Source organism: Pseudomonas wuhanensis (assembly GCF_030687395.1).
Lineage (GTDB): Bacteria > Pseudomonadota > Gammaproteobacteria > Pseudomonadales > Pseudomonadaceae > Aquipseudomonas > Aquipseudomonas wuhanensis.
Genome location: NZ_CP117430.1, coordinates 2,716,208 through 2,737,921, shown reverse-complemented (window position 1 = coordinate 2,737,921; position 21,714 = coordinate 2,716,208). Strand labels below are relative to the sequence as shown.

Annotated in this window: 23 protein-coding genes; 4 read left to right on the top strand and 19 right to left on the bottom strand. The window is 60.1% G+C overall.

Features of this window, described 5'->3' with window-relative positions; genetic code table 11:
• Both catC and PSH88_RS12760 read right to left on the bottom strand, forming a co-directional pair.
• Complete coding sequence (gene catC, locus PSH88_RS12765) at positions 1-291, bottom strand: muconolactone Delta-isomerase (RefSeq protein ID WP_007895545.1); 291 nt, start codon at positions 289-291, stop codon at positions 1-3.
• A 10-nt stretch (positions 292-301) separates the two neighbouring features.
• The gene (locus PSH88_RS12760; RefSeq protein WP_305426502.1) at positions 302-1,450 is read right to left on the bottom strand and encodes a muconate cycloisomerase family protein; all 1,149 of its coding nucleotides are present in this window, start codon (positions 1,448-1,450) and stop codon (positions 302-304) included.
• Positions 1,451-1,580: 130 nt separating this feature from the next.
• Between PSH88_RS12760 and PSH88_RS12755 the strand changes: the two genes are divergently transcribed.
• Positions 1,581-2,471 (top strand): LysR family transcriptional regulator, encoded by an 891-nt coding sequence (locus PSH88_RS12755; RefSeq protein WP_305426501.1) that lies wholly within the window; start codon positions 1,581-1,583, stop codon positions 2,469-2,471.
• Here the strand turns inward: PSH88_RS12755 and PSH88_RS12750 are convergent.
• The 6 genes from PSH88_RS12750 to PSH88_RS12725 form a co-directional block, all read right to left on the bottom strand.
• Entirely contained in the window at positions 2,468-2,719 is a 252-nt protein-coding gene (locus tag PSH88_RS12750; protein WP_305426500.1) for a DUF1652 domain-containing protein, read from the bottom strand. The two genes, PSH88_RS12755 and PSH88_RS12750, sit on opposite strands and share 4 nt — an antisense overlap.
• 132 nt (positions 2,720-2,851) lie before the next feature.
• Positions 2,852-3,751, bottom strand: a complete 900-nt coding sequence (locus tag PSH88_RS12745; protein WP_305426499.1) for a polysaccharide deacetylase family protein — start codon at positions 3,749-3,751, stop codon at positions 2,852-2,854.
• A gap of 169 nt (positions 3,752-3,920) precedes the next feature.
• On the bottom strand, positions 3,921-4,868 hold the full coding sequence (locus PSH88_RS12740; RefSeq protein ID WP_305426498.1) for an ABC transporter substrate-binding protein: 948 nt from the start codon (positions 4,866-4,868) through the stop codon (positions 3,921-3,923).
• A gap of 255 nt (positions 4,869-5,123) precedes the next feature.
• The gene (locus PSH88_RS12735) at positions 5,124-5,282 is read right to left on the bottom strand and encodes a hypothetical protein (protein WP_305426497.1); all 159 of its coding nucleotides are present in this window, start codon (positions 5,280-5,282) and stop codon (positions 5,124-5,126) included.
• 61 nt (positions 5,283-5,343) lie between these two features.
• Positions 5,344-5,655 carry an AzlD domain-containing protein gene (locus PSH88_RS12730; protein ID WP_162830927.1) on the bottom strand — a complete coding sequence of 104 codons (312 nt, stop codon included), beginning with the start codon at positions 5,653-5,655 and terminating at the stop codon, positions 5,344-5,346.
• Positions 5,655-6,353, bottom strand: coding sequence for an AzlC family ABC transporter permease (locus PSH88_RS12725; RefSeq protein ID WP_305426496.1), 699 nt, complete (start codon positions 6,351-6,353; stop codon positions 5,655-5,657). Before PSH88_RS12725 ends, PSH88_RS12730 begins: the two co-directional genes overlap by 1 nt.
• Before the next feature lie 393 nt (positions 6,354-6,746).
• Between PSH88_RS12725 and dapA the strand changes: the two genes are divergently transcribed.
• Both dapA and PSH88_RS12715 read left to right on the top strand, forming a co-directional pair.
• Positions 6,747-7,622 carry a 4-hydroxy-tetrahydrodipicolinate synthase gene (gene dapA, locus PSH88_RS12720; protein WP_305426495.1) on the top strand — a complete coding sequence of 292 codons (876 nt, stop codon included), beginning with the start codon at positions 6,747-6,749 and terminating at the stop codon, positions 7,620-7,622.
• A 60-nt stretch (positions 7,623-7,682) separates the two neighbouring features.
• On the top strand, positions 7,683-8,069 hold the full coding sequence (locus PSH88_RS12715) for a DUF2784 domain-containing protein (protein WP_305426494.1): 387 nt from the start codon (positions 7,683-7,685) through the stop codon (positions 8,067-8,069).
• Positions 8,070-8,084: 15 nt separating this feature from the next.
• On the opposite strand, the gene PSH88_RS12710 is transcribed toward PSH88_RS12715, so the two are convergent.
• Together PSH88_RS12710 and PSH88_RS12705 are read right to left on the bottom strand one after the other, a co-directional pair.
• The gene (locus PSH88_RS12710) at positions 8,085-9,662 is read right to left on the bottom strand and encodes a sensor domain-containing diguanylate cyclase (RefSeq protein ID WP_305426493.1); all 1,578 of its coding nucleotides are present in this window, start codon (positions 9,660-9,662) and stop codon (positions 8,085-8,087) included.
• A 150-nt stretch (positions 9,663-9,812) separates the two neighbouring features.
• Positions 9,813-10,340: a DUF3087 family protein gene (locus PSH88_RS12705; protein WP_305426492.1), complete on the bottom strand. Its 528-nt coding sequence runs from the start codon at positions 10,338-10,340 to the stop codon at positions 9,813-9,815.
• A gap of 226 nt (positions 10,341-10,566) precedes the next feature.
• Here PSH88_RS12705 and ppnN point away from each other — a divergent pair, with 226 nt between their 5' ends.
• Positions 10,567-11,940, top strand: coding sequence for a nucleotide 5'-monophosphate nucleosidase PpnN (gene ppnN, locus PSH88_RS12700; protein WP_123360795.1), 1,374 nt, complete (start codon positions 10,567-10,569; stop codon positions 11,938-11,940).
• Between the two features lie 167 nt (positions 11,941-12,107).
• Here the strand turns inward: ppnN and PSH88_RS12695 are convergent, their stop codons facing one another.
• The 9 genes from PSH88_RS12695 to PSH88_RS12655 all read right to left on the bottom strand — a co-directional run bounded on the left by PSH88_RS12695 (position 12,108) and on the right by PSH88_RS12655 (position 21,658).
• On the bottom strand, positions 12,108-12,467 hold the full coding sequence (locus tag PSH88_RS12695; protein ID WP_305426491.1) for a DUF6124 family protein: 360 nt from the start codon (positions 12,465-12,467) through the stop codon (positions 12,108-12,110).
• A gap of 516 nt (positions 12,468-12,983) precedes the next feature.
• Positions 12,984-14,411 carry an FAD/NAD(P)-binding protein gene (locus tag PSH88_RS12690; RefSeq protein WP_305426490.1) on the bottom strand — a complete coding sequence of 476 codons (1,428 nt, stop codon included), beginning with the start codon at positions 14,409-14,411 and terminating at the stop codon, positions 12,984-12,986.
• A 14-nt stretch (positions 14,412-14,425) separates the two neighbouring features.
• On the bottom strand, positions 14,426-15,193 hold the full coding sequence (locus tag PSH88_RS12685; RefSeq protein WP_305426489.1) for an ABC transporter ATP-binding protein: 768 nt from the start codon (positions 15,191-15,193) through the stop codon (positions 14,426-14,428).
• Between the two features lie 3 nt (positions 15,194-15,196).
• Complete coding sequence (locus PSH88_RS12680; protein ID WP_305426488.1) at positions 15,197-16,537, bottom strand: ABC transporter substrate-binding protein; 1,341 nt, start codon at positions 16,535-16,537, stop codon at positions 15,197-15,199.
• Positions 16,538-16,563: 26 nt separating this feature from the next.
• The gene (locus PSH88_RS12675; protein ID WP_305426487.1) at positions 16,564-17,613 is read right to left on the bottom strand and encodes a branched-chain amino acid ABC transporter permease; all 1,050 of its coding nucleotides are present in this window, start codon (positions 17,611-17,613) and stop codon (positions 16,564-16,566) included.
• A 4-nt stretch (positions 17,614-17,617) separates the two neighbouring features.
• Positions 17,618-18,499 carry a branched-chain amino acid ABC transporter permease gene (locus PSH88_RS12670; protein ID WP_201060763.1) on the bottom strand — a complete coding sequence of 294 codons (882 nt, stop codon included), beginning with the start codon at positions 18,497-18,499 and terminating at the stop codon, positions 17,618-17,620.
• Complete coding sequence (locus PSH88_RS12665; RefSeq protein WP_305426486.1) at positions 18,499-19,275, bottom strand: ABC transporter ATP-binding protein; 777 nt, start codon at positions 19,273-19,275, stop codon at positions 18,499-18,501. The genes PSH88_RS12670 and PSH88_RS12665 overlap by 1 nt, the downstream gene beginning before the upstream one ends.
• Positions 19,272-20,177, bottom strand: coding sequence for an AMP-binding protein (locus tag PSH88_RS12660; protein WP_305426485.1), 906 nt, complete (start codon positions 20,175-20,177; stop codon positions 19,272-19,274). The genes PSH88_RS12665 and PSH88_RS12660 overlap by 4 nt, the downstream gene beginning before the upstream one ends.
• A gap of 179 nt (positions 20,178-20,356) precedes the next feature.
• The gene (locus tag PSH88_RS12655; RefSeq protein WP_305483451.1) at positions 20,357-21,658 is read right to left on the bottom strand and encodes a transposase; all 1,302 of its coding nucleotides are present in this window, start codon (positions 21,656-21,658) and stop codon (positions 20,357-20,359) included.
• Positions 21,659-21,714 lie beyond the last annotated feature (56 nt).

Here is a 21,714-nt window from a genome sequence, read left to right as displayed (position 1 = left end):
TCAGCGGTCATCCTCGCGAATGGAAGAAGGATGCCGGCACATCGCGGTGACTTCGATCGCCATGTACGGGTAAAGCGGCAATTGCATCAGCAGGTCGTGCAGTTCCTGAACGCTGTCGACATCGAACACGCTGTAATTGGCATAGAGCCCGGCGATGCGCCACAGATGACGCCACTTGCCTTGCTCTTGCAGGCGCTGGGCCAGGGCTTTTTCGTCGGCCTTGAGCTGAGCGGCGCGTTCCGGGTTCATGTCGACCGGTAAATTCACAGTCATTTTTACGTGAAACAGCATGATGCCCTCCTCAGGCTTGATGAACGGCAGTGGTTGTCTTATCCCGGCGGAAAAACGCCAGGCGCTCTTCGTCCAGGCTCAGGCCCAACCCCGGTGTTGACGGGACGTGCAGTTGGAAATCGCGGTAGACCAATGGCTCGATGAGGATGTCTTCGGTGAGCAGCAGCGGGCCGAACAGCTCGGTGTCCCAGCCCAGTGTGTTCAGCGTGACAAAGGCATGGGCCGAGGCCAGCGTGCCGATGCCGCCTTCGAGCATGGTGCCACCGTACAGGCCGATACCGGCCGCCTCGGCAATCGCGGCGGTTCGCAGCACGGCGCGTGGGCCGCCGTTCTTGGCGATTTTGAGGGCGAATACCGAAGCGGCGCCCTCGCGCGCCAGGTTGAAGGCGTCCTCTACGCATTCGATGGACTCATCGGCCATGATCGGCGCCGGGCTCATGGCATTCAGACGCACCATGCCGGCACGGTTGTTGCGCGAGATCGGTTGTTCGATCAGATCGATACCGTTGCTTCCGAGAATCCGGCAGGCCCGTAGCGCGATCGCTTCGTCCCAGGCCTGATTGACATCGACCCGCACGCTGGCGCGATCGCCCAAGGCCTTTTTGATCGCAATGACGTGGGCCAGGTCGCGGTTGACCTCGCCGGCGCCGATTTTCAGTTTGAAGATTCGATGGCGGCGCAGGTCGAGCATTTTTTCCGCTTCGGCGATGTCTTTGGCGGTGTCGCCGCTGGCCAGGGTCCAGACCACTGGCAGCGCGTCGCGAACCCGGCCGCCAAGCAACTCGCTGACTGGCAGGCCCAGGCGCTTGCCCTGGGCGTCGAGCAAGGCGCTTTCGATACCCGATTTGGCGAAGGTGTTGCCACGAATGCTGCGCTCCAGGCGCAACATCGCGGCATTCACATTGCCGCTGTCCTGGCCAATCAATAGTGGCGCGAAGTGCTTGTCGATATTGGTCTTGATGCTGTCCGGGCTTTCGTTGCCGTAGGCCAGACCGCCAATGGTGGTCGACTCACCGACACCCTCAATGCCATCGGCACAGCGCACACGAATGATCACCAGGGTCTGGTTCTGCATCGTGTGCATCGCCAGCTTGTGCGGGCGAATGGTCGGCAGATCGACGATGATCGTCTCGATCGATTCAATGGCTGTTGCAAGCATGTCGCGATACCCGTCAGGTTCTTAAAGTTCTGGAACCGATTCTGGTACGGCTTTTTTCGGGAAGCCAATATAGAATTGGTCTGACTCGATACCTTAAAGGTATTCAACAGATTGACGTTCGGAGGCCCCCATGGAACTGCGTCACCTGCGGTATTTTCAGGTGTTGGCTCAAACCCTCAACTTCACCCGCGCCGCCGAACTGCTGCACATCGCCCAACCGCCGCTGAGCCGGCAGATCCAGCAGCTGGAAGATGAACTCGGGGTACTGCTGCTGGAACGCGGCCGACCGCTAAAGCTGACCGACGCCGGGCGGTTTTTCCATGAACATTCCACCGCCCTGCTCGAGCAGTTGGGCAAGGTCTGCGACAACACGCGGCGGATTGGCCTGGGCGAAAAGACCTGGCTGGGCATCGGCTTTGCGCCATCGACCCTCTATGGCGTGCTGCCGGAACTGATCCGCCGACTGCGCAGCGGTGAGCCGCTGGCGCTCGAGTTGGGGCTCTCGGAAATGACCACGTTGCAACAGGTGCAGGCGCTCAAGGCGGGGCGCATTGATATTGGTTTCGGGCGAATCCGCATCGACGACCCGGCGATCATCCAGACTGTTTTGACTGAAGACCGACTGGTCGCCGCCCTCCCCGCCGGCCATCCATTACTGGCCGGGCCCATCAGCCTTCGTGAACTGGCAAAAGAACCCTTCGTGCTCTACCCCGGCAACCCGCGCCCCAGCTACGCCGACCACGTGATCGCGTTGTTTGAATCCTATGGCGTACACATCAACGTGGCGCAATGGACCAACGAATTGCAAACAGCAATCGGCCTGGTGGGTGCGGGAATCGGGGTGACGTTGGTCCCGGCCTCAGTGCAGTTGCTGCACCGCGACGATATCGGCTTCACACCGGTGCTGGAAGACAACGCCACCTCGCCGATCATCCTCAGCAGGCGCGTGGGCGATGTATCGCCGGGGTTGAATCATTGTTTGCAGATGATTGATGAACTGCTGCCGCGCGACAGACTCTAGGCCATGACACCGGCGAGAGCTCTGCGACCGGCGCGCATTTCGGTGCGAAGTTCGCCGATCAGGTTGGAAATATCGCGGACACTGGTCAATTCTTCGGGCGATACACCGGTGATCAACAGCTCAATCCGTCCGCTGGTGCGATCGAAGACCTTGATCCGCAATGTTTCATCGTGATTCACGGTGCATTCGCAGGACAGCGGTTTGAAACCGGACTCCACAATTTGGCAAAGCTGCGCAAGTTGAACCATGGCGGATGCCTCCCCTGGATGGTTTCGCGATTGGATCCACTGAGAATAGTTCAACTTGCGCAACACGCCAGCGAGTTCTATAGCCGCCTCGCAAGCTCGACAGCTGCTACACAATCAATCGTCCGACATCGCTCAGTGGGTATCTGCGCCCCATAACCAGTTCCAGATCCCTGGCAACTCCACCGCCTCTGAACTGTCCCGGACAGTACGCGCCATGGCCGCCTGCTGCAGTGCTGCCGTGTCGTCGTAAAAGGCTTTCTGGGCTGTGACCAAGCCGGTGGCACTGGCACTGTCGAGGAGGATTTGCAGGTATTCGCGGGTATGCCGGGCGGTGTAGCGATTCAGGTCGTGAAAAGTCACCACCACCGGAATCACCCCGTCCACCGTCGGCAACTCACCGAGGGCAATGCGCTCGCGGACTTCGGACAGTTGCCGCAGCAGGTTGGCCCGCCGACGGGGGCTGGCGTTGAAGCCCCAGATCTTGCCGTCATTGGCGCTCAGGTCGGTCAGCAGTACGTGCATGCCATGCTGTTGATAGGCCGCGAAGGTGCGCTTGTCGTAGTTCCAGAACGGCGGGCGCACCAGGGTCGGCAACGCGCCAGTGATCGCGGCAATATCTGCGCTGCCATCAGTGAGCGACTGTTCCAGTGCTTCCGGGTCCAGAGAACGATGGTTGGTGTGCCGGCGCGTGGCCGTGTGGAAGCCCAGCAAGTGACCTTCGGCGTGTTCGCGACGCATGATCTGTCGACCTGCCTCACTGCCGCCGGCGCGTGAGTCACGGGTCTGTACGAAGAACACCGCTTTAATGTCGGGTTGCAGCGGATTGCGCGCGAGGCTGTCGAGCACGGTGACCGTCGGGTTGTAAAAACCGGACGCGCTGGGCCCGTCGTCGAAGGTCAGCAGAAAGCGGATGGGCGCTTGAGTGCGCAGCCCCTGTTGCGTCTGCGGCGTCATTTCAATGGGCGCGGCGATGCAGCCAAACAGGCCGACTGCGATGGCGAACGCGGAGAGAACCTTGACCAGCTGCTTCATGTTTTGCCTTGGACCAGACCTTGCGGTCATTACGTTTAATGGCAAAAACCCCTCGCCCATTCATCCCTTGACCGGCCCGCAGATCGCTGCAAGCCGAGGTTGGATAAGGGTACACAGTGTTTGGTTCCGGCGCCCGCTCCCGGATTCGCGTTATGCCTTCCATTTTCGGTTATTGCGCCAGTGCCTGCCGGAACGAGCTGTCGATAATCGGTGCCGTCGCCAGGGCGGCCGGCAATGCCTTGACCTTGAACAGGAAGTCCGCGGTGCTTTGCAGATCCACCGCAGCCTGCTGATCCACCGGGCCGACGGTCATGTGGGCCTGACGCAGCCAAAGGCGCGACACGTTCTGGTCCAGGTTGGCCTTCTTCGCCCAGAGATCGGCGTACTCGTCGGTGTGATTGTCGACCCAGGCCCGGGCCTTTTTCAGGCGCACCAGGAAGTCGGCAATGGCTTCGCGTTTGCTGTCGATCGAAGGCGTCGAGGCGGCGATGGCGCTGAGACCGGGCATCAGGTTTTTGGCGGTGAGAATCGGTCGGGCGCCGGAGAACAGTATCTGCTGGGAAATGTAGGGTTCCCAGACCGGAAACGCGTCGATGCTGCCTTGGGGTAACGCGGCAGCGGCGTCGATTGGCATCAGTTTGATGAAGTCGACGTAGTTCTCCGGCAAATCGGCTTGCTCCAGAGCGCGCAAGGTCAACTGCTGGCTCCAGGCGCCGGGCCAGTAAGCGACTTTCTTGCCCTTGAGGTCGGCGATGGTTTTGACCGGCGAATCCTTGGGTACCAGCAAGGCGATGGTGTCCGGGTTCTGCCGCGACACGCCGATCAGCTTGACCGGTGCCTGTTTGGCGGCCAGAAACAGAAAACCTGAATCACCGAGAAAACCCAGGTCCAACGCGCCGGTATTCAGCGCTTCGGCCAGCGGCGCAGCGGCCTGGAAGTGCTTCCAGTCGACGGTATAGGGCGCTCCTTGCAGCACCCCTGAAGCCTCCACCGAGGCGCGAATGTTGTAGTAGTTCTGATCGCCGACGTGCAACACCACGGGGTCGGCGCCGTAGGTCAAAGGCGCGGCAAACAGGGCGCTGGCCAACAGACCGCGCAGGTATCGGGACAGATTCATCAGGGGCTCCTGAAGGGTTATTTTTATAGACCATAACGCGCTTACAGGTGCAATTTTAAATTCTATTTATGCATAAGCTCATGACGGGGAACAGCCTGTGTTTACCCAGCAACAGTGGCTCAACAGACTGTATTTCCCGGTACATTTCTCTGTCTGCAACGGCACATTGCCTTACCACAGGTGATTGCATTTCAGGCATCGGAAATTAAAAAGCCCCGCCATCAATGGCGGGGCTTTTGGGCATGTGCAGACCGATCAGGGTTTCAACGGGCGCTCCTGGTCACGGTCCGACAGTTCTTTACCGTCGTCGGGGTGCTTCCAGTCCGGCGTCGAACGCCTCTGCCGCTCGATCTCTTCTTGCGTGGGTTCATCGGTGTCTTCATCCAGGTCTGGACGCTTTGGTTCAGTGGCCATGTCCACCTCCCGTCCTCAAGGGATCATCCGTTAAGCGTAGTTCAGTTTCGCCCCGGACAACTCACAGCCACCACCGCAGCAAAAAGAAAAAACCCATGCTCAACAACATGCTGAGCAACGTATTGCGGGTGTAAAGTACCAGGCCCACGGCCACCAGCGAACTGATCAGGTAGGGGTTGTCCCATTGCAGGTTCAGCTGCTTGTCGGGCATGAACACGATCGGTCCGCAAATCGCCGTGAGCATGCCCGGCACCGCGAAACCGAGGAACTGCCGGGCATTGCTGCTCAAGCGCACCGGCAGCCGAGGCTCGAGAAATACGTAGCGGTTCAGGAACACCAGCAGGCCCATCCCGATAATCACAGCCCAGACCATCATGTGCGCCCCACGTAGAGTTTGTTGCAGATAAAGCCTGCGGTCATGCCCGCCAACCCTGACAACACCAGGGCCGAGCCCCATTGCCAATAGCTGAACAGCACCGAACAGAACAGCGAGACCGCCACGCAGACTACCGTCGGAACGTTGCGCACCACTGGTGTGATCAAGGCGATAAAGGTCGCCGCGATAGAGAAATCCAACCCCAGGTGTTCAAGGCCCGGAATGCTGCTGCCCAGCACAATGCCCGCCAGGGTGAAGAGGTTCCACGCGATGTAAAACGTCAGGCCCACGCCCAGGGCATACCAACGATTGAACTGCTGTTTGTCATGCTGGCTGGTCAGGGCGAACAACTCGTCGGTGAGCAAAAAACCCAGCCCCACACGCCAGCGGCCCGGCAACGGGGAAATCACCGAACGCATGCTCATCCCGTAAAGCAAATGCTGGGAGGTCAGCAACAGCGTGGTCAACAGAATCGAAAAGACCCCGGCGCCGCCCTTGAGCATGCCGATGGCGACCAATTGAGCTGCGCCGGCAAACACGATGCTCGACAGCCCCTGACCTTGCAGCGGAGTGAGATTGGCCTCGATGGCCATGGAGCCGGCCAGCAACCCCCAAGGCGCGGTCGCCAGGGACAACGGCATGATGGCCACGGCACCGCGAAGGAATGCACTGCGCGGCAGGAGTGAGTTGGACATAACGCTCTGCAACCAGGGAAAGACCCCAGACTGTGCCAGCAGTCACGGTGGATGGCTTGAACAATCTTGCGCACTTGCACGCAACCAGTGCTGATTTTCGAGATTGACAAATATCGCGCCGACTTTTAAAACTGAGCACCTCATTCAGGGTGTAAGCAACCATGTCCGCAACCTTCAATCTCAACACTGTCGTCATTGGCTTGAATGCCAAGGCGCAAGGTTGCGTTGCGCACGCCCTTAAATCGAAGAAACAGTCGCTCATGTGACCGGGGCGCGCTGTCCCGTCAGATGAGCTGACAGGACATTGAGCGCGGCGGACACTCCCTCCTTCTTGCTGACTTCCTTCTACGCTTCTGACGGTGACGAAATCGGTCAACCTTCAGGAGAAAGTGCATGTCATCGTTTCAAGGTATCTGGGTTCCCATCGTTACGCCGTTTCACAATGGCGCGATCGACTTCGAAGGGTTGCGGCGGCTGGTCAGTCATCTGCTGGAAAAAGGCGTTGATGGCATTGTGGTCTGCGGCACCACCGGGGAAGCCGCAGCGCTGGGCAAACATGAGCAACTGGCAGTGCTCGATGCGGTGCTGGAACGGGTTGCACCAGAACGTGTAGTCATGGGTCTGGCCGGCAACAACCTTGCCGAATTGCTGCAATTTCAAGGCGAAATCCTGAAACGTGCCCTGGCGGGTTTGCTGGTTCCACCGCCGTACTACATCCGCCCTTCCCAGGCCGGCCTCGAAGCGTTTTTCAAGACCGTCGCCGATGCTTCCAGCGTCCCGGTGATTCTCTACGACATTCCCTATCGCACCGGCATAGCCTTCGAGCAGGCGACCTTGCTGCGGATCGTCCGCCACGAGCGGATCGTCGCGATCAAGGACTGCGGCGGTAATCCAGCCACCACCCTTGCGCTGCTCTGCAGCGGCAAAGTCGACGTGCTGTGCGGTGAAGACCACCAGATATTCGGTGCTTTGTGCCTCGGTGCCAAAGGCGCGATTGCCGCCTCGGCCCATGTTCATCCCGAGCTGTTCGTGAGGCTGTATCAGCAGCTTCGCGACAACCGGTTAGCGGATGGCCGGACGACGTTCTTCCAGTTGCTGCCGTTGATCCACAGCCTGTTCATCGAGCCCAATCCCGCCCCGGTGAAAACCGCCCTGGCCCTTGAAGGGTTGATCCACGACGAGCTGCGCGCGCCGATGCAACGTAGCAGCGAAGCCACGGCGGTGCGTTTGAAAGAAGTACTGGCAGTGCTTGAGAACAGCAATCGATAGAGCACACGCGCCCAGCCCGAGTACCATGGAGCGATTCACATAACGCGTCAGGAAGTCGACATGCTTTACCGAATCGCCGCCGACGGGCTGGTGCTGTCTCACTTGCTGTTCATTCTGTTCGTGCTGTTCGGCGGGCTGCTGGTGCTCAAATGGCACCACCTGGCCTGGTGGCACCTGCCCGCCGCCGTGTGGGGCGTGATCGTGGAAGTTTTCCACCTGTCGTGCCCACTGACCGAATGGGAAAACCTCATGCGCCATGCAGCCGGGCAAACCGGTTATGGCGGCGGTTTTATTGAACATTACGTGTGGCCGATTATTTATCCGGCCGGGCTGACACCCACGATTCAGTTGGGGCTGGGCAGCGTGGTACTGGCGATCAACGTGCTGATCTACCTGCGACTGATCCGGTTATGGAGATTGCGGCACCCGACTCGTTCAGGGCAGTAACCGGTCTGGTTGAGTTCAGTTGGCAATGACGCTCATGTTCCGGCCACTGGCCTTGGCCACATACAGCGCCTTGTCTGCTGCGCCGATCAAATCTTCGGGCTCGCTCTGCGCCGTCTGGTTGTAGGCACAGACCCCCAGGCTGACCGTGACGAGGCCTTCGGGGCTGCCACTATGCTTGATGTCCATTTGCTGAACCGCGCGACGGATCTTTTCCGCCACCAAAAACGCCCCCACATAATCGGTGCCGGGCAGCACCACCGTAAACTCCTCACCACCGAAGCGGGCAGCGAGATCGCCGGGGCGCTGGATGTTGTCGGTGATGATGGTGCTGATCTTGCGCAAACACTCATCGCCCGCCAAATGACCGTAGTGATCATTGAAACTCTTGAAATGATCGACATCGATCATCAGCAACGCAAGGCTGGTGTGGGTACGTCTGGCACGGCCCATTTCCGCCAGGATGAACAGGTCGAATTGACGCCGGTTGGAAAGCCCGGTCAGTGCATCCTCCAGAGCCAGCAATTTGAGGCTGTGGTTGACCTCAATGAGTTTTTCCTGAGCCTCCAGCAATTCGTTCTGAATATGATTCTGCTGCTTCATGACACGGATCAGGCGATAGCCGAGAACGCCCAGAAACCCCAGCAGCAATGAGACGATGCCCGCACTGAGCATTGCCTCCTGCCGCCAGCTGGCCAGGACTTCTTCCTTGTCGAGCGCGGTAAAAACGATAAGCGGATAACCCTCGACCCGCCGAAACCCCACCACCCGCTCCACCCCGTCCACGTAGGATTTGACGATTGCCGTACCGAAATCGCCCTTGGGCAACAACTGGGTAAACAGCGGCCCCTTGGCGATGCTGGTGCCGATATCGGTTTCCTTGAACGGGCGGCGAACGACGATGGTGGCGTTATCGGCGATCAGATTGACCACCCCGTTATTGCCCATGTCGATGCTGTTGTACAAGTCCAGGAAATGTTTGAGATAGATCGAAGCCGCCACCACGCCGGCAAACCGCCCATCGGCGTGATTGATCCTGCGTGACACGGTCATGACCCACTCACCGGTCGAGCGACTTCTTATCGATGGACCGATATGAGGGCCGCGGTCGGGATGATCACGGTGGTAGATGAAATATTCACGGTCGGAGTTATTGGCATTGGGCAACACAGCGTTATTGGAGTTGGCAAGCCAGCGTCCTTCTTCGTCGAAAACGAACAGCCCATGGATCTGCGCCAGTTCACCGCGCTGGGCGTGGAGCAAACTTTGCAGCCTGGGAATTCTCGCTGGCTCCATACCGTCGTTTTCAAGGCGGTCCACCACGGCAAACAGCAGCGTGTCGGCCTGTTTGATCGATGCTCGCGCCTGCGAGGCCAGGGTTTGCGCCAGGTTGGACATCTCCACTTCGCTGCCGCGCAAATGATACTGCCGCGCGTTCCAGCCTTCCCCGATCACAATGGCCGTCATGGACAGGCACACCGCAACAAGTAGGGAGACTGCGTATCGAACCTTGAGTTTCGACTCAATCTGCCCGGGCACCCAAGGCGCGGCGAGCCGGGTGCTTTCAATACGATCTTTGACGAACGGATGCCCCATGACGCTCCCTGAATCCCTTATGCAATGGCGAATTTTCCCGTTCGCCCTTTTAGCGCCAGCCAGCCGTGGCCGGCGCTCAGACCACTATGACCCATCAACGGATACGATAGGTGATTTGCACGAAAATGCTCATCGCCAACGATCGTATTATTACACCTGCGTCTGCTTCACCGCCTCAAGCCAGGCCGGGTTCAATTGCGTTTGTTCGGTCTCGATGCCCAGCGCTTCCATCCGCGCCTTGTGCTGGTCCATCTCACGGGTCAGCTGGCTATGGTCGCTGGAATTGCCGTCCAACTGGTGCATCTGGCTCAGTCCCAGATGATAAAAACGCAGCAGTTTCATGGCGCTCGGATCGCCCTTCTCCACTGCCGCCGTCACCTGGTGCATGACATTGGTAATGCTCATCAAGCTGCGTTTGAGCTGCCAACCGTACACGGCTGGCGCCATCCATTCCTGGGTCCAGAACGTTCCGCGCATCAGCGCCGCCATCAGCAACAACGCAGCAAATACGCCGCCAACGTTGAAACGCAGATTGTCGCCGCCGGGCTCACCGAACAGCGCCACCGCTGCCGTGGACAGCACCATCGCCAGCGCCAGGAACATCAGAGCGATGATTACCGTGCTGCGTCGCGTCTGGCGTCGATAGGTTTCGGCATTCATTGGCTGGATTTCGAACATCGCGACGGGGTTCCTTGCATCAATGGTAAAAGGCTCTGTGGCAAAAAGACTGCAGGGCATTATCGCCTCCCCGAAGGATTTAGCTATGCTGGGGCTCCTTTTCATCTTTTCATCGTCAAACGGGGACATAGCGATACAGCGCAGTTCGTGCCATCTTCATTATGGATACACACTATTCGGATGCCATGCGCCTGCCGGCGGGTGACATCGTTTTAAGGATCATTGAATGACCCAACGACATGTAATCAACGCCTCGGTCAGCCCTAAAGGCAGCCTGGAAACACTGTCCCAACGTGAAGTACAGCAACTGAGCGAAGCCGGAACCGGCCTCACCTATACCCTTTTCCGCCAGTGCGCCCTGGCCATCCTCAATACCGGCGCTCACGTCGATAACGCCAAGACCATTCTGGAAGCCTACAAAGACTTCGAAATCCGCATTCACCAGCAAGACCGTGGCGTACGCCTGGAATTGCTGAACGCCCCGGCCGACGCCTTCGTCGATGGCGAAATGATCGCCAGCACCCGGGAAATGCTCTTCAGCGCCCTGCGCGACATCGTCTACACCGAAAACGAACTCGACGCCTTGAGCATCGACCTGAGCACCTCCCAGGGCATCAGCGACTACGTCTTCCACTTGCTGCGCAACGCCCGCACCCTGCGCCCCGGCGTCGAACCGAAAATCGTAGTGTGCTGGGGCGGCCACTCGATCAACACCGAAGAATACAAATACACCAAGAAAGTCGGCCACGAACTCGGCCTGCGCAGCCTGGACATCTGCACCGGTTGTGGTCCGGGCGTGATGAAAGGCCCGATGAAAGGCGCGACCATCGCCCACGCCAAGCAACGCATCCACGGTGGTCGCTACCTCGGCTTGACCGAACCCGGGATCATCGCCGCCGAAGCGCCGAACCCGATCGTCAACGAACTGGTGATCCTGCCGGACATCGAGAAACGTCTGGAAGCCTTCGTGCGGGTCGGCCACGGCATCATCATTTTCCCGGGCGGCGCGGGCACGGCCGAAGAGTTTCTGTACCTGCTCGGCATCCTGATGCACCCGGATAACGAAAGCCTGCCTTTCCCCGTGGTCCTCACCGGGCCGAAAAGCGCCGCGCCGTACCTGGAGCAGTTGCACGCCTTCGTCGGTGCGACCCTCGGTGAAGCCGCGCAGCAACACTACGAGATCATCATCGACGACCCGGTTGAAGTGGCGCGGCAGATGACTCAGGGCCTCAAAGAGGTCAAACAGTTCCGTCGCGAGCGCAACGACGCGTTCCATTTCAACTGGCTGCTGAAGATCGACGAAGGCTTCCAGCGCCCGTTCGACCCGACCCACGCCAACATGGCCAACCTGCAATTGAGCCGCAACCTGCCCTCCCACGAACTGGCCGCCAACCTGCGCCGCGCGTTCTCCGGCATCGTCGCCGGCAACGTCAAGGACAAGGGCATCCGCCTGATCGAAGAACACGGGCCATACCAGATCCGTGGCGATGCCGCGGTCATGCAGCCGCTGGACAAACTGCTCAAAGCCTTCGTCGCCCAGCACCGGATGAAACTGCCGGGCGGCGCGGAGTATGTACCGTGTTATCAGGTGGTGGCTTGATACGCTCCCACACTTTTACAAGAAACCCCGCGTGATGCGGGGTTTTGATCGTTCCCACGCTCTGCGTGGGAATGCAGCCCGGGACGCTCCGCGTCCCTTCCAGAGCCGAACGCAGAGCGTCCGTTGAGGCATTCCCACGCGGAGCGTGGGAACGATCAGTGCGCCTGTTAGCCCTGCGGATCGAGGTTATCCAGCACCCGATTCACCGCCAACTCCCCAAGCATGACCACCGATTGAATCCCCAGCATCATGTTGCGATGGGGCATGTCCATCAACCCGGCGAACTCACTGAGCATCACGCTCGCCGACGCCAGGGATTCGCAGGCGTTGACCAGCAGGGTTTCGTTATCGACCTTGGCGCCGACGTGGTAAATGGTGCTGGGTTTGCGCTTGGTGTCTTTGGGGATGGGGGGCTTTAGGTAATGGTCGAGGGCGCGGTCGGCGGCTTCGTGGAGTTTTTTGGAATCGAGGGATTCGTAGGGTGATGTCGGATCGGTTTCAGGCGGGTTGGGTGTAGGTTTGAACATAGATGAAGCTCCTAGAGTCATGGAGCTGCCACGGTTCGCTGCGAGACGAAAGGAGGTGGCAGCTATACGCAGGTCGCAGACCGGGACTCTAGAACCGGCAGACCCGAAGGTCTCCCACGTACAGCCGCCATAACATGAACGGACAGGCATACCTGTTCACGAACGGAGGATGTTGTGCGTCTAGAGATACACGGGCTGCGAAACCCGATCGCTGATTCGTCAACGACCCGGAAACGATAGAGCCCGGCCTCAAGGCGCACAAGCCGGCGGATTCTGGCGCAGTCGTAGGCAACGGCGCAAGGCTGTGTAGCCTGAGTGAGTATCTGGAAGTGTCGCTTAAACAGCGTTTGTTTAGCGGTCTGACACTTAGCCTTGTGGTGGCTGTACCGGCCTCTTCGCGAGCAAGCCCGCTCCCACAGGTATCTGATGTGACCAAAGGATTTGTGAACGACACCGCTTACTGTGGGAGCGGGCTTGCCCGCGATGAGGCCCGAAAAAACACCCTCTAACTTTCGGTCAATCCACCAATCGCGCCGCAAGAAACTTGGCCTGGCTCGCCACATCAGTCACCGCCGTGCTCTCCCACCACATCCCACGCAACGGTGGCCCCATGGCGAACAAACGGCTGGCGACCTGCCCATCGGCGCTTAGCACCGCGCCGTCATCCGCGGCGGCAATGCCCAACGCCAATGGCCCCGGCCGTACCAGCCCGCGTGCCAATAGCTGCTGCGGCAATGGGCGCGCCACTCGCCGCCAGTCGTATTCGATACCGCTGGAATTGATCAGTGCCGCGCCGTGCACCACGCAGGTTTGCGCCTCGCCACGTCGACGGATGCGAATGCTGACCTCTCCGCTCAACGAAGGCTCCAACCCTTTGAACGATGCAGCCTGAATCCGCAACCGCCCTTCCCCGTGCAGTCGCGCCACCAACTCGGCACTCAGCGGCGGCGAGCGATGGTGATGGCTTTCCCACCACGGCCGCACATGCCGCACAAACTGCCGACGTTGCACATCCGTCGCCTGACTCCACAACCGCCCGATGTGCGCCCGCACCGTGTCGAGCGGCGCTTGCCAGTCGATGCCCTGGGCGATGGCGTCGCGGCAATGCCGACGCAGTTCGCGCATCAGCTGACGCGGCGTGCGAATGCTGTGATCCTCGGCCAGGAAATCGGCCCAGGCCGGAGGCTGTCGCCGTACATGCGGCAGCAGGCCATGCCGGGAAAACACTTCGATCGGCCCGCGATGCCCGGCCTGTTCCAGTGACACCACGGCATCGACCATGGTCAGGCCCGAGCCGATGATCAGCACCGTCGACTGCGGATCGAGCTGACGCATGGCGGCGACATCCCATGGATCGAGCGCCGCTGCGTTCAAGCCGCTGGATTCGGTTTGCGGCGTGCGCGCGGCGGGGAACATGCCAGTGGCCAGCACCGCATAGGCGCCCTGCAAACGTTGGCCATCGTTCAAGGTGAGGCGCACCGAATCGATATCGGTCTGCACATCGACCACTTCCGCGCACACATGCTCCACCGTCGAGCCGTACCGCGCGCCCACCACCTGCGCTTCGGCCAAACGCTGCTGCACATAAACGCCAAACAACCCGCGCGGCGCAAACAGCTCACTGATCGGTACATGTTGCTGATCCGACTCCGGCCAACCACCCGCAGCGATGTACTCGGTCAACCATTGAGTCAAATCATCAGCGTTGTCGGGATCGACGCTCATCCGCGCCGCGTTGCCGTTGAGCGTATGGCCCAGTTCGACCGCACTGTAGGCCTCGCCCCGACCAAGTTCAGTGCGAGGTTCGATTACCAGCACCTGACGCTTGCCCGGCAAACGCAGCAACTGCGCCGCCAGCATCGCGCCGCTGAGGCCGCCGCCGATGATCAGGATGTCCGCGTGGCGGATGGCGTCGGTCGCCTGTCCGCGTGGGGTGTCAGTCATGGCGTTCTCATTGATCAGTGTTTACCTAAATAAAAGTCGTGCAGATCGCCCCGTGCCAGTAACTCATCGGCGGTGCCGGACAGCACCACGCGACCGGTGTCGAGGACGTAGGCCTGTGAGGCGTACTTGAGTGCCACGTTAATATTTTGCTCGGCAATCAGGAAGCTCACCTGCTCGTCTCGATTGAGTTGGGCGACGATTTCGAAAATCTCCTGGACGATAATAGGCGCCAAACCCATGGAAGGTTCATCGAGCAGTACCAAAGTAGGACGTGTCATCAACGCCCGGCCGATGGCGACCATTTGTTGTTCGCCACCGGAAGTCAGCCCGGCCTGGGTCTTGCGTTTGGTTTTCAGGCGTGGAAACCAGGCGTAGATGCGCTCCAGATCCGCCGCCAGGTCCTTGCGGCTCAGACCACGAACGAAGCCGCCGCTGCGCAGGTTGTCCTCCACCGTCAGTTGCGCAAATACGTGCCGACCTTCCAGCACATGCACCATGCCCTGACGCACGCGAACGCTCGGATTAACCCCTGCGGTATCGCGCCCGAGAAACTCGATCGTCCCTCGGCTGACTTCCGCACGCTCGGCCCGCACCAACCCGGAAATCGCCTTGAGCGTGGTGCTTTTGCCCGCACCATTGGCCCCGAGCAACGCGACGATGCCGCCCTCGGGCACCGTCAGCGACACCCCGGCCACGGCCAGGATCGCCCCGTCGTAAATCACCTCGATGTCTTTGACTTGCAACAGGTCATTGGCGGCAATGTCGCTGGCGGCTTGGCTCATACGTTATTCATCCCCGGTGCAGGTGCGTGGCGTCAGGCCTTTTTCCTTGGCGAACGCGGCGGATTTTTCATCGATCAAGGGCCGCAGCAAGGCGCGGTCGGCGGGGATCCAGTCGCTGATCAGCGTCCAGTTGGCGCCGTCCCACTGCTGCACCCGCGCCGAACCGCCACCCTCATGATCCTTGCAAGACAGCTTGAGGTTCTGCATCAGGCCGAAGTACCCCATGTCCTTGAGCCGCGCGTCGTCGATGTTCAGGTGTTCCAGCCCCCAGCGCCCTTCTTCGCCATTAAGCGGGCGCTTGCCGAACTTGCCTTGGGCGGTGCGGATCGCTTCCACCATCACTGCCGCGTTCACCAGCCCGGAGTTGTAATAGACGCTGCCGAAATTCTTCAGGTCCTTGAGGTCGCTTTTGCCCTTGTCGAGGATGGCTTGCTTGAGGCGTTTGTGGATCTCGAATTCGCTGCCGGCCGGGTATGGCGTCAGCGCCAGATACCCTTTGGCGGCGGCGCCTGCGGGCAACACGTCTTCGCTGGAACTGGCCCAGATGTCGCCGACGATGTGGTCCACCGGGAAGCCGAAACGCGCGGCTGTCTTGACCGCCACCGGCGTCGACACGCCCCAGGTGCGCAGGAACACCCAGTCCGGGTTGGCCTGGCGCACTTGCCGCCATTGCGACGATTGCTCGTTGCCCGGATCGGCCACCGGGATCTGGATGTTTTCGAAGCTGTACTTCTCCGCCAGCAGTTTCAACGGGCCGAGGGTTTCCCGACCGTAAGCCGAGTCGTGATAAACCGTCGCGATCTTCTTGCCCTTGAGTTTGTCGAACCCGCCTTCGCGCTGGGCGATGTAGTTGATCAGGCTCGAAGCCTCGCTGTAGAAGGTCAGCATCACCGGAAAATTGTAAGGGAACACCGTGCCGTCGGTGGCTTCGGTGCGACCGTAGCCGAGGGTGATCAGCGGGATCTTGTCGACTTCCGCCCGCTCGCTCAGCGCATACGCCGCCGGTGCGCCGTTGGGTGAATAGATCGCCACCGGTGCGCCATCCAGGCCTTTCTTGAAGCGCTCATAGCACTCGATGCCCTTCTCCGCCGTCCACTCGGTTTCGCATTCCTGCCAGACCAGTTTGACGCCGTTGATCCCGCCTTCCACATCGTTGATGTAGTTCAGGTAATCGAGCATGCCGGCCCACACTTGCACACCGCTGGAGGCGTAAGCGCCGACGCGATAAGTGGCCAACGGGAAAAACTGCTGGTCCGGCGAGGCCAAAACCTGTGGCACCGCACTGCCGAATACCGCCAGCGTCAGAGCGACGCCGGCCAACGAACGTTTCAAGGATGCACGCATGTTGTCTCTCTAATTAGTGGGGGAATTCAGAAGCGCAACGGCCAGTGACTCAGCCGTTCACGAAGGTTGCTCAAGAGGCGAATCAGGCCTTCCGGTTCCTTGATCAGAAACAGGATGATCAGCACGCCGAAGATGATTTTTTGCAGATTCTGTAACTGGCCGGCGTCCACCGAACCGCCGAACAAGGCTTGCCCGGCGTGGCTGAGCAGGATCGGCAGCAGGCTGATAAACGCCGCGCCGACGAAGTTGCCGGCGATGCTGCCCATGCCACCGATAATGATGATGAACAGGATCTGGAACGACCGGTTGATATCGAAGCTGCTGGCGCTGGCCGTGCCCAGATAAGCAAAGGCCCACAGCGCCCCGGCGATGCCGAGGTAAAACGAGCTGACGGCGAATGCCAGGTGCTTGTAGCGCACCACCGCAATGCCGATGACTGCGGCGGCGGTATCCATGTCGCGGATCGCCATCCAGTTGCGGCCGATCTGGCTTTTCACCAGGTTCACCGCGCCCCAGGTCAGCAACAGCACGGTGGTCAGGGTCAGCAGATAGCGGCCCAATGGGGTGTTGAGGTCATGACCGAACAGGGCCAGTTTCGGCGCGGAAATGGTCCCGGACGAACCATAGTTGTAGAACCAGGGGAATTTGACGAACAGCCACTCGAGGAAAAACTGCGCGGCGAGCGTGGTGACCATCAGGTAAAAGCCCTTGATCCGCGAACTCGGCAGGCCAAAGACAAACCCCACCACCGCGCTGATCAGCCCACCGCCGAGCAGCGCCACCGGCAAGCCCAGCTCTGGCAAACGCAGCAGAAACCCGTAGGTGGCAAAGGCGCCGACCGCCATGAACCCGGCCGCACCAACCGAAGTCTGGCCGGTGTAACCGGTGAGCAGATTGAGGCCAAGCCCGGCCAGGGACAGCACCAGGAACGGGATCAGAATCGCGTTCAGCCAATAGTCGTTGCCGGTCAGCGGCACGACCACGAAGGCGATCAACAACAGCGCAATCAAACCAATCGGCACACGGCGCTGGATCAACACCGCCGGCGCGGTTTCGCGGGTAAGGGAAATCGACATGGGTTCAGACTCGCTCGATGGCGCGCTCGCCGAACAGGCCGGCGGGACGGATGTACAGGAAGGCCAAAGCCAGGACGTAAGCGAACCACGGGGTAATGCCACCGCCGATCAGCGGGCCGATGTACACCTCGGCGAGGTTCTCCGCCGCACCGACGATCAACCCGCCGACAATCGCCCCGCCAATTGAGGTGAAGCCGCCGATGATCAACACCGGCAAGGCCTTGAGCACCACCAGCGACAGCGAGAACTGCACACCTTGGCGCGCGCCCCACAACAACCCCGCCACCAGCCCGACAATACCGGCCACCGCCCAGACGATCTGCCAGATGCGGTTGAGGTTGATGCCGATCGACAGCGCGGCGGTGGTGTCATCCGCCACTGCGCGCAATGACACGCCAATGCGGGTTTTGTTGAACAGCAGCGCCAGCACCGTCACCAGCACGATGGCGGTCGCTGCGGCAATCAGGTCGAACTGGCTGACCATCATCCCGCCGATGAACAGCGGCACGTCATCGATGCCCAGATCCAGCGCCCGCACTTGCGAACCCATCAAGCCCTGAGCCAGGCCTTCGATGATGAACGACAACCCGAGGGTGGCCATAAACAGGGTGATCTGCGAGCGATTGACCAGTGGTCGCAACACCAGCCGCTCGATCAGCAATGCGCCGATGATCATCACCACAACGGTCAGCAACAGCGCCAAGGCAAACGGCACGCCTTGATCGTGCAGGCTGACAAAGGTCAGCGCGGCGAACAGCAGCATCGCGCCCTGAGCGAAATTGAACACGCCGCTGGCCTTGTAGATCAGCACGAAGCCGATCGCGACCAGCGAGTACATGGTTCCGGCGAGCAAGCCGCCGAGCAGGGTTTCGAAGAAGAATGTCATCAGTGCACCACGCCCAGATACGCCGCGATGACGTCAGGATTGGCCTGCACCTCGGCCGGCGTGCCGTCACCGACCTTGCGCCCGTAATCGAGCACCACCACATGGTCGGACAGGCCCATGACCACGCTCATGTCGTGCTCGATCAATACCACCGTGGTGCCGAGGTCGCCGTTGATGTCGGCGATGAAGCGGGCCATTTCCTGCTTCTCTTCGGCGTTCATTCCGGCCATCGGCTCATCGAGCAGCAACAGGCCGGGGCCGGCAATCAAGGCACGGCCCAGCTCCACACGTTTTTGCAGGCCGTAGGACAGCTTGCCCACCGGCACGTCGCGGTGGGCTTGCAGTTCGAGAAATTCGAGAATGCCCTGGGCCTGCCGACGGAAGCCTTCAGCCTCACGCCGGGCTCTTGGCAGGTTCAGCGCCTGCTCAATAAAACGGCTGCGCAGGTGCCGTGACAGGCCGGTGAGGATGTTGTCGATCACGCTCATTTTCTTGAACAGCGCGTTGTTCTGGAACGTGCGACCGATGCCTCGGCGTGCGGCGCTCAATGGGTCGATACGCTTGAACGGCTGTTGCTCGAACACAATCGAACCGGCATCGAAGCGGTACACGCCGTTCAGTACGTTGAGCAGCGAACTCTTGCCCGCGCCGTTGGGGCCGATCAGCGCGCAGATCTCGCCCCGGCGCACGTCGAACGACAGTTCATTGATCGCCTTCACGCCTTTGAAGGACAGGGAAATACCGCTGACTTGCAGAATGGAATCGGTTGAGCTCATGCGATGTCCCGTTTGAATTCGGCGAGCCAGGTCGGCTCGGGTTGAGCATCGGAAATGCGAGTGGCTTGCCAGATGAAATGCAGGTTGTGGAAGCCTAACAGGCGGCGAACGCGTTTTTTAATCAAGCGTTGCAGAGCCTTTTCCGGATGGGCGATGGCCCAGTCGCAGAGGCGTCGGCGCCAGGTGCCGTGGGGCGCGAGGCGGCTGTCGATTTCTGCGGCGAGCACGTGCAGGCGTTCGGTCGACAGCAACAGCCCGGACGGTGCGACTTCACGACGGTCGCGGCTGGCGCTGCCAGGGCTTTCGGGGAAGGCCAGGGATTGGCCGCTGGTCAGCCATAGCTCCAGCAATACCGTCAGGCCGTGCTGCCACTGGGTGCCCTCTTCGCTCCATAGTTGCGCGTCTTGATTCCAGCGGTTGAGGCGTTGCGCAGGGTCCACCGGGCCGAGCAGGTCGGCGAAATTCAGCAGCGCCTGGCCTTGGTTGATCCAGAGTTGCTGCGTCTGTCGCCCCTGGACGAATGCGTGGGTCGGACGGCTGCGCCATAGGGCTTTGTGCAGGGTATCGGGGTCGAGGTTGTCCGGCAGCGTCAGCAGTTCAGCGCCGATGTGCCGGGCGGCCAATGCGAGCAGCAACAGATTTGGCTCGAACGCACCGCTCAAGGCCAGGCGCGAGTCTTCGGTAAAACCCTGCTGACGCAAACCATCGGCCAACCGCTCGACATCGCGCAAAACATCGATCCAGCGCCAGACGAACCACTGACCGTGGCGCTTGTGGCGCAGCGCCGGTTGCAACGGACTGACCTGCGCCCAGTGCTGCAGCTGCTCCAGGGTGCAAGGCGCTTTGACCTGCCATTCGGCGGTGTCCGCGATGGGCGGACGCTTGAGTTCATGCACGCTCATTGGCTTACCTCTTATCCATGGGCAAAAGCGTGCGGTGGTCCGCTGGGCTGAAGAATTAACGCAATCTCTAAAACACCGCCGATTACCTGTGGGAGCGAGCCTGCTCGCGATGGCGGTGTGACAGGCGACATCAATGTTGGATGTACTGGCCCCATCGCGGCATAGGTATCTACACATCTCTAAAGTCTTCGGCTGGCCACCCAGCCGATGGCCTCTTTAGCAAAACCCGCCAGTTCCTGGGGCGTGTATTGTTCCAATGTCTCGCACATGGCCAAAAGCATGTATAAACCGGCCAGCAGCGCGGAAGCCGTCACCGGCTGCGAGCGCTTCATCTGTCGACCAGACAGACGGACCAAAAAATCCCGTGTTTGCTCAGCAAACTCCCCCTTAGCCCGCATCAGACGCCAACTGACAGCACATGCCTGACTGGCGATCAACAGCCGTTTGAACACCGCTTCACCGCTCTCTTGCTGCCAGTTTTCCAGCTGATGCCCACCCCCTTTAAGCAGTTTGAAGTAGGACTCGATACGCCAGCGCCAGTAATACCAGAGCGCCAATCGTTCATCTGCGACCTCTTGCTCAAGGTTGCTCAGCAAATACCATTCGGCCAGCAGGTGACCATCGGCTCCCAGTATTCGGCTCACGACGAGCCGGGCCGGCAACGGCTCACCAGACTTGCGCAGCGTCTTGCGGTCGGCCCTGTCTTTGGTGAAAGGCTGGGCTTGGCGAGTCAGCACGACGGCGGTTTCTCCCACCCATTGAATGGCCGGTTTTCCTTTGTAGTCCACCTTGCGAGTTTTGCGGTAGGTCATCTCGCGAGCAATTTGACTCAGGGCCCTCGATTGACCTGCATGACTGGCCGTGGAACCGGCCTTGACTCGCACCAGCCATTGCCGACCCTCGGCCTGCCATTGCCTCAGGTGAGCGACCGAATCAGCCTCTCGATCCACGATATGGACAAGCGGCTTGGCAAAATTCTGCTGTTCCAGCCAAGTGATACGTTGTGTCAGTTCATGCAGATGCTTCTCAGGGACCAGCACTTCTTCGGCTCGCGTGCTGAGCACGCCGTCCCTGGTCGCCAGATTTTGAGCGGGAGTACAGATCGGTGCACCGTCACGGTCGGTGACTAGCAGGCTGCTTTGCAGTTCGTACCCGATATCGCCTCGGTGGGTCATTTGCAGGCGATCAGCCTTGCTGTGGTGGTGCATGTAATTGAGCCGAGACCAATCGTGCATGACCAGCGCGTAATCATCACAGTCATCCCGACAACCCTCGTGGGCTAACGCCAGCAGCGGTTTAACCAGGTCAACGGGCCGAACCCGGTCATTGCTCAAAAATCGCCAAAGGGCTTGCGTCTGTGCAAAAGCCTTGTCGCTTCGCGGCAAGGCTTTCATCCCGGCGGCCAGCGCCGGTAGTCCATTACTGTGTCCCATGACCAACTCGTCGTATCGTTTTGTCAGTCGGGCATCTAGCCCGGTCATTTGATATCCATGCCGTCCCTTTATAGACCAGGATCGGGAGATGTGTAGATACCTAT

What these genes read in the sequence shown, in the direction of transcription:
- catC (WP_007895545.1), bottom strand. Translation starts at nt 291, where the DNA reads ATGCTGTTTCACGTAAAAATGACTGTGAATTTACCGGTCGACATGAAC.
- PSH88_RS12760 (WP_305426502.1), bottom strand. Translation starts at nt 1,450, where the DNA reads ATGCTTGCAACAGCCATTGAATCGATCGAGACGATCATCGTCGATCTG.
- PSH88_RS12755 (WP_305426501.1), top strand. Translation starts at nt 1,581, where the DNA reads ATGGAACTGCGTCACCTGCGGTATTTTCAGGTGTTGGCTCAAACCCTC.
- PSH88_RS12750 (WP_305426500.1), bottom strand. Translation starts at nt 2,719, where the DNA reads ATGGTTCAACTTGCGCAGCTTTGCCAAATTGTGGAGTCCGGTTTCAAA.
- PSH88_RS12745 (WP_305426499.1), bottom strand. Translation starts at nt 3,751, where the DNA reads ATGAAGCAGCTGGTCAAGGTTCTCTCCGCGTTCGCCATCGCAGTCGGC.
- PSH88_RS12740 (WP_305426498.1), bottom strand. Translation starts at nt 4,868, where the DNA reads ATGAATCTGTCCCGATACCTGCGCGGTCTGTTGGCCAGCGCCCTGTTT.
- PSH88_RS12735 (WP_305426497.1), bottom strand. Translation starts at nt 5,282, where the DNA reads ATGGCCACTGAACCAAAGCGTCCAGACCTGGATGAAGACACCGATGAA.
- PSH88_RS12730 (WP_162830927.1), bottom strand. Translation starts at nt 5,655, where the DNA reads ATGGTCTGGGCTGTGATTATCGGGATGGGCCTGCTGGTGTTCCTGAAC.
- PSH88_RS12725 (WP_305426496.1), bottom strand. Translation starts at nt 6,353, where the DNA reads ATGTCCAACTCACTCCTGCCGCGCAGTGCATTCCTTCGCGGTGCCGTG.
- dapA (WP_305426495.1), top strand. Translation starts at nt 6,747, where the DNA reads ATGTCATCGTTTCAAGGTATCTGGGTTCCCATCGTTACGCCGTTTCAC.
- PSH88_RS12715 (WP_305426494.1), top strand. Translation starts at nt 7,683, where the DNA reads ATGCTTTACCGAATCGCCGCCGACGGGCTGGTGCTGTCTCACTTGCTG.
- PSH88_RS12710 (WP_305426493.1), bottom strand. Translation starts at nt 9,662, where the DNA reads ATGGGGCATCCGTTCGTCAAAGATCGTATTGAAAGCACCCGGCTCGCC.
- PSH88_RS12705 (WP_305426492.1), bottom strand. Translation starts at nt 10,340, where the DNA reads ATGTTCGAAATCCAGCCAATGAATGCCGAAACCTATCGACGCCAGACG.
- ppnN (WP_123360795.1), top strand. Translation starts at nt 10,567, where the DNA reads ATGACCCAACGACATGTAATCAACGCCTCGGTCAGCCCTAAAGGCAGC.
- PSH88_RS12695 (WP_305426491.1), bottom strand. Translation starts at nt 12,467, where the DNA reads ATGTTCAAACCTACACCCAACCCGCCTGAAACCGATCCGACATCACCC.
- PSH88_RS12690 (WP_305426490.1), bottom strand. Translation starts at nt 14,411, where the DNA reads ATGACTGACACCCCACGCGGACAGGCGACCGACGCCATCCGCCACGCG.
- PSH88_RS12685 (WP_305426489.1), bottom strand. Translation starts at nt 15,193, where the DNA reads ATGAGCCAAGCCGCCAGCGACATTGCCGCCAATGACCTGTTGCAAGTC.
- PSH88_RS12680 (WP_305426488.1), bottom strand. Translation starts at nt 16,537, where the DNA reads ATGCGTGCATCCTTGAAACGTTCGTTGGCCGGCGTCGCTCTGACGCTG.
- PSH88_RS12675 (WP_305426487.1), bottom strand. Translation starts at nt 17,613, where the DNA reads ATGTCGATTTCCCTTACCCGCGAAACCGCGCCGGCGGTGTTGATCCAG.
- PSH88_RS12670 (WP_201060763.1), bottom strand. Translation starts at nt 18,499, where the DNA reads ATGACATTCTTCTTCGAAACCCTGCTCGGCGGCTTGCTCGCCGGAACC.
- PSH88_RS12665 (WP_305426486.1), bottom strand. Translation starts at nt 19,275, where the DNA reads ATGAGCTCAACCGATTCCATTCTGCAAGTCAGCGGTATTTCCCTGTCC.
- PSH88_RS12660 (WP_305426485.1), bottom strand. Translation starts at nt 20,177, where the DNA reads ATGAGCGTGCATGAACTCAAGCGTCCGCCCATCGCGGACACCGCCGAA.
- PSH88_RS12655 (WP_305483451.1), bottom strand. Translation starts at nt 21,658, where the DNA reads ATGACCGGGCTAGATGCCCGACTGACAAAACGATACGACGAGTTGGTC.